At 73.6% G+C, this 4,938-nt stretch carries 7 protein-coding genes and 1 pseudogene; 3 read left to right on the forward strand and 5 right to left on the reverse strand.

Annotation, left to right across the window (positions count from 1 at the left end):
- Positions 1-109: 109 nt before the first annotated feature.
- Together AB0N03_RS25195 and AB0N03_RS25200 are read right to left on the reverse strand one after the other, a co-directional pair.
- A complete protein-coding gene (locus AB0N03_RS25195) occupies positions 110-1,309 on the reverse strand; it encodes a cysteine desulfurase-like protein (protein ID WP_364376355.1) in 1,200 nt (399 codons plus the stop codon).
- A 20-nt stretch (positions 1,310-1,329) separates the two neighbouring features.
- Positions 1,330-1,551 (reverse strand): hypothetical protein, encoded by a 222-nt coding sequence (locus tag AB0N03_RS25200; RefSeq protein ID WP_364376358.1) that lies wholly within the window; start codon positions 1,549-1,551, stop codon positions 1,330-1,332.
- A gap of 109 nt (positions 1,552-1,660) precedes the next feature.
- Between AB0N03_RS25200 and AB0N03_RS25205 the strand changes: the two genes are divergently transcribed.
- The gene (locus AB0N03_RS25205; protein WP_364376361.1) at positions 1,661-2,911 is read left to right on the forward strand and encodes a glycosyltransferase 87 family protein; all 1,251 of its coding nucleotides are present in this window, start codon (positions 1,661-1,663) and stop codon (positions 2,909-2,911) included.
- Here AB0N03_RS25205 and AB0N03_RS25210 read toward each other — a convergent pair.
- The gene (locus AB0N03_RS25210; RefSeq protein ID WP_364376364.1) at positions 2,862-3,299 is read right to left on the reverse strand and encodes a DUF4383 domain-containing protein; all 438 of its coding nucleotides are present in this window, start codon (positions 3,297-3,299) and stop codon (positions 2,862-2,864) included. The genes AB0N03_RS25205 and AB0N03_RS25210 overlap by 50 nt on opposite strands.
- 106 nt (positions 3,300-3,405) lie before the next feature.
- Here AB0N03_RS25210 and AB0N03_RS25215 point away from each other — a divergent pair, with 106 nt between their 5' ends.
- Positions 3,406-3,867, forward strand: coding sequence for an SRPBCC family protein (locus AB0N03_RS25215; RefSeq protein ID WP_364376367.1), 462 nt, complete (start codon positions 3,406-3,408; stop codon positions 3,865-3,867).
- Positions 3,868-3,904: 37 nt separating this feature from the next.
- On the opposite strand, the pseudogene AB0N03_RS25220 reads toward AB0N03_RS25215, so the two are convergent.
- Positions 3,905-4,091, reverse strand: a pseudogene (locus tag AB0N03_RS25220) (FAD-dependent oxidoreductase); the annotation flags it as partial.
- On the opposite strand from AB0N03_RS25220, the gene AB0N03_RS25225 reads away from it, so the two are divergent.
- Positions 4,009-4,416, forward strand: a complete 408-nt coding sequence (locus AB0N03_RS25225; protein WP_364376738.1) for a hypothetical protein — start codon at positions 4,009-4,011, stop codon at positions 4,414-4,416. The pseudogene AB0N03_RS25220 and the gene AB0N03_RS25225 overlap by 83 nt on opposite strands.
- Before the next feature lie 49 nt (positions 4,417-4,465).
- Here AB0N03_RS25225 and AB0N03_RS25230 read toward each other — a convergent pair whose 3' ends face one another.
- Entirely contained in the window at positions 4,466-4,597 is a 132-nt protein-coding gene (locus AB0N03_RS25230; protein ID WP_364376370.1) for a hypothetical protein, read from the reverse strand.
- Positions 4,598-4,938 lie beyond the last annotated feature (341 nt).

Raw genomic sequence — 4,938 nt, forward strand, 5'->3', positions numbered from 1 at the left:
CCACTCCCCCGCCCGCGGGGTGGGCCCGCCGGCGGTCGCCTTTCGGTTTGGTTTTAAAAAAGCGTTTCCAAATTATTTACACCACACACCCCCAGCCGCGGTAGACCACCTAGCCGCGGGGGACCGACTCCACCCCGGCGAGCAGGGCGTCCACGTCGGCCTCCGTCGTGTACGGCGCGATCCCCGCCCGCACCGCGCCCGTGTCACCCAGACCCAGGTGCCGGGAGCACTCGATCGCGTAGAAGCCCCCCGCCGGCGCGTTGACCCCCTGCGTCCCCAGGTGTTCGTACACCGCCTGCGACGCGACCCCGTCGACCGAGAACAGCACCGTCGGCGTCCGGTGCCGGTCGGGCGCGCCGTACCGGGTCACATCCGGGAGCGCGGCCAAACCGGCGTCCAGGCGGGCCAGCAGGGCGTCTTCGTGGTCCGACAGCGCCGCCAGCGACCCCAGCAGCCGCGAACGGCGCGAACCCGGCCCCGGGACGAGACCGGCGAGGAAGTCGATCGCCGCCGTCGTCCCGGCCAGGAGCTCGTACGGGAGCGTCCCCAGCTCGAACCGTTCGGGCACGGCGTCCGTCGAAGGCAGCAGCTTGTCCGGGTGCAGCGACTCCAGCAACGACGGCGCCGCCACGACCAGGCCGAGGTGCGGGCCGAGGAACTTGTACGGCGAGCACGCGTAGAAGTCCGCCCCCAGCGCCGCGACGTCGACCGGCGCGTGCGGCGTGAGGTGCACCCCGTCGACGTACAGCAGCGCGCCCGCGTCGTGCACCGCGGCCGCGATCGCCGGGACGTCCGGCCGGGTGCCGAGCAGGTTCGACGCCGCCGTCACCGCCACCAGCCGCGTCCGCGAAGACAGCAGGCCGGTGACGGCGGAAGGCGCCAGGAGCCCGGTCTCCGGGTCGAAGTCCGCCCAGCGCACCGTCGCGCCGGCGGCTTCCGCGGCCTGGACCCACGGCCGGATGTTCGCGTCGTGGTCGAGCCGGGTGACGACGACCTCGTCGCCCGGGCCCCAGGTCTTCGCGAGCGCGCGCGAGAAGTCGTAGGTCAGCTGCGTCATGCTGCGCCCGAACACGACCCCGCCCGGGTCCGCCGCGAGCAGGTCGGCGACGGCCTGGCGCGCCTCGGTGACGACTGCGCTCGCCCGGCGCTCGGCGGCCGTGACGACGCCGCGGTTGGCCATCCCCGAGCACAGCGTCCCGGCCACCGCCTCGCCGACGACGTCGGGAACCTGCGAGCCACCCGGCCCGTCGAAGTGCGCGGCGGCCAGCCCCGGGAAGTGCTTGCGGATCGTCTGCACGTCGTAGGTCATGGCGCCAGCGTGCCAGGAAGTCAGCGGTTGCGGGCGTGGTCGCGGGCCTGGCGTTCGTTGCCGTGCTTGTAGTTGCCGGTCGCGCGGGCCATCAGCAGCTGCTGGTCGTCACCGCGGTCCGCCGCGGCCAGGAAGCGCGCGGCGGTGGGCCCGCGCAGCGTCCCGGCCGGACGGCCGTGGTGGGTGATCGTCACGGTGCCGTGTGCGTCGATGCGGTAGGTGAAGCCGGTCGGTGTCCCCATCCGCTCAGGCTGGCACGGCGGGCAACCAGTTTTTCAAGGGAAGAGTCCCGGGGCCGGTCCGGGGGTTTCCCGGATGGCGCTCCCGCGGGGACGCGACAGAATGCCAAGGATGATCCGAGGGGGACGACGGGTGCGGGCCAAGCTGGGGAACGCGTACGTGCTGCTAGGCGCCCAGGCGCTCGCGCTGGTGGCGCTGCTCGTGTCGTACAACGACGGCCGGTGGCGGTTCCCGGCGTACCGCGTCGACCTGGACGTCTACCGGCTCGGGTCGGCGGCGCTGCTGCGCGGCGACGCGCTGTACGGCATCCTGCCACCAACCGGCGACGGCCAGCTCCTGCTGTTCACCTACCCGCCGTTCGCGGCGATCGTGCTGGCCCCGCTCGCGGTGCTGCCGTACTGGGCCGCCTGCCTCGTGGTGACCGTGGGCAGCCTCGGTCTGCTGGCGTTGGTGCTGGTCACCGTGCTCCGCGCGCTCGGCGCCCGGTGCGACTGGCGCCGGGTCGCGGCGCTGCTCCTGGCCGCCGAGGTCCTCGAGCCGGTGCTGCGCACGGTGTACGCGGGCCAGCTCGACCTGCTGCTGCTCGCGCTCGTCGTCCTGGACGTCCTGGTCGACACCCCGCGGTGGCCGCGCGGCCTGCTGATCGGGCTCGCCGCCGCGATCAAGCTGACCCCGGCGGTGTTCCTGCTGTACTTCCTGCTTCGCCGCGACACCCGGGCGGCGGTGACCGCGGTCGTCACGTTCCTGGCCGCGACGGCGCTGGGCTTCCTGCTCGCCGGAGCGGATTCGGTGCGGTACTGGACCAGCGCGCTCTGGGACACCGCGCGCGTCGGCGAGCCGACCTACGCCGGCGACCAGTCGCTGCTGGGGCTGCTCGCCCGGGCCGGGGTGCCGGCCGACGCGCGGACCGCGTGGTGGCTGCCGCTGGTCGCGCTCGTGCTCGTGCTGACCGCGCTGGGTGTGCGGCGCGCGCTGGCCGCGGGGGAGAAGACCGTCGCGCTCGGCCTGAACGCCGTCGGCGGGCTGCTCGTCTCGCCGATCTCGTGGACCCACCACTGGGTCTGGGCGGTGGTCGTGCTGTTCGGCTGGGCCGAGCTGGCGCGCCGCACGCGGCGACGCGGGTTCGCCGCCGTCGCCGGGGTAGGCGCGGTGCTGTTCGTCGCGGGCCCGCAGTGGTGGTGGCCGCGGGGCGGCGAGGTGGAGGGGGACTGGACCTTCCTCCAGCAGCTCACCGGCAACGGCTATGTCCTTTTCGGACTCGCGGCGCTGGTCACGGCGGTGCTGGCGCGGTTCCCGCGGCCCGCGGACAACCTCAGTGGCGCCGTTCCGGCCGGCGCCACAGCCAGCCCGCTCCGAGGATGAGCATCGCCGTGCCGAACGCCAGCGCGAGGCAGATGCCCGCGGTGTTCAGCGGCAGCGCGTCGGTGACCGCCCGCGGCAGGGGCAGCAGCCCGGCGAGGCCCACCACGGTGTAGCACGCACCGCCGATGACGAGGAACCGGGCGGCCGCCCGTGAAGAGCGGGTGCAGAACACCGCGGCGGCGCCGGTCAGCAGGTGCACCAGCGTCCACGCCCCCGACACCGCGAAGACCCCGAACAGCGCCCGCGCGGACCCTTCGCCGACGGTGACCCCCGGCATCAGCTCGAACGCACCCAGCATCAGGAACAGCAGGCCGATCAGCATGCCCATGCCCTGCACGGGGGCGGGGCCCCGCTTCGGCACCCGGGTCTCGGGGTCGGTGGTCGTCATGCTTTCCGAATTCCCCGCGCGCGACCGTTTGAAGCACGTTCACGGGGTTGTTCCGGGGCGGTAGGGGTAACCGGGACGCGATCCGCCGCCGACGAGGAGTGAGACGATGACCGAGTACCGCCACACCGCGACCGCCGACGTCCCCGCCGACGAGCTGTTCGCGTTCCTGAGCCACCCGGAGAACCTGCCGCGGTACTTTCCGCAGATGAAGGTCGCCGAGCCGAAGGGCGGCGACAGCGTGCACGTCGAGGCCGAGGTCCACGGCCAACGGGTCGCCGGCGAGGCGTGGCTGCACACCGACGCGGCGAACCGCTCGCTGTCCTGGGGCGCGGAAGGCCCCGACGACTACCACGGCGAGCTGCGGATCGCCGAGGACGGCCCGGCGTCGTCGGAGATCACCGTCACGCTGCACAGCGTCCGCGAGGCCGACGGCGGCGAGGTCCAGCAGGGCCTCGAGCAGACGGTGGCCGCGATGACCCACGCGGCTTCGGCCGACGCCGATGTCGAAGCGGCCGAGGGCGAGGGCGGCTGGACTTCCTACGACACCGCCAAGAACTCGTCGCGCTGAGGCGGGAACGGCCCGTAGGCGTTGCCGCGCGCGCCGCGAGGTCGAGATCGGCGTCGGGCGGGTCTCCGGGGGAGGCGGAACCAGAGCAGGTCGGTCGTGGCGCCGAGCGGTCGCGCGTCGAGGCCCGCGAGGCGCCGCACGGTGGAGAAGCGGCCGTCGGCGCCGACCACCAGCGACGTCGTCAGCTCGCCGCCGCGGTACCGGACGCCGGTGACTTTCCCGTCGCTTCGAGGAGGCCGGTGGCCTTGCGCGGCAGTCCTGGCGTTCCCCGGCCGCGAGCAGCGCGCACTCCGGCGCGTCCAGGAGGTTCGCGACCCAGCCTCGGTCACGCACGGGCGAGACGAGGCAGCGTCCGCCGTCGTCCCACGCGACGACGGCCAGCGGTACGCGCCGCGGCTCGCCGGTGCTGCGGCCGCGGGTCTCGACGACGCGCAGCGCGTACCCGCCCTCGGGCGGCGCCTCGCCGGGCGCCTCGATCAGCTTGGCGGTCATTTCGGCGTTCATCGCTCGGACGTCATGCGGTCGGCGGCCGGCGCCTGGTTCCGCTGAACGCGACTTTCGTATAACGCCCTATACGTCCGGCCGTTGTACCGCCATTTCAACTTGTCGCACCCTCGATCGCCCAGACGAGCGCGCGCAACGCGGCCACTTCCGCCCACGCCGCGAAGAGCCCCGGCAGCAGCGTGTTCGTGAACGCCATCGTGGCTTCGCCCTCGTACCGCGCGAACACGCCGAGGTGGAAGAAGACGGGTCTCCCCAGATCGAAACTGGTCTATTCGGCAAACCAGCTGCCGGCGAACCTACCGTGAACCAGGCCGGCGCGGAATCCGGGTCTGCGATCATGGACGGCGTGAAGCCGCGCCGCTGGAACCCGGAAACCGTCGCGCCGCCGCTCGGGCGGTACAGCCACGTGGCCGAAGTGCCCGCCGGGCACCGGCTCGTCTTCCTGGCCGGACAGCTCGGGAAGTCACCGGAGCCAACGGGCCGCCGCCGCGGTGTGGGGGGGGTAGGTCTACGGGGGGTGGGTGGGGGGGCTGGGTGGATGAGGTCCGAGGGGGCCCCGGGGCGGGG

The organism is Amycolatopsis sp. NPDC051061, from assembly GCF_040682935.1.
In the GTDB taxonomy this organism is placed as follows: Bacteria; Actinomycetota; Actinomycetes; order Mycobacteriales; family Pseudonocardiaceae; genus Amycolatopsis.

Bases quoted from the DNA above. Each gene is read 5' to 3' on its own strand.
- AB0N03_RS25205 (WP_364376361.1), top strand. From the start codon at position 1,661: ATGATCCGAGGGGGACGACGGGTGCGGGCCAAGCTGGGGAACGCGTAC.
- AB0N03_RS25200 (WP_364376358.1), bottom strand. From the start codon at position 1,551: ATGGGGACACCGACCGGCTTCACCTACCGCATCGACGCACACGGCACC.
- AB0N03_RS25210 (WP_364376364.1), bottom strand. From the start codon at position 3,299: ATGACGACCACCGACCCCGAGACCCGGGTGCCGAAGCGGGGCCCCGCC.
- AB0N03_RS25195 (WP_364376355.1), bottom strand. From the start codon at position 1,309: ATGACCTACGACGTGCAGACGATCCGCAAGCACTTCCCGGGGCTGGCC.
- AB0N03_RS25215 (WP_364376367.1), top strand. From the start codon at position 3,406: ATGACCGAGTACCGCCACACCGCGACCGCCGACGTCCCCGCCGACGAG.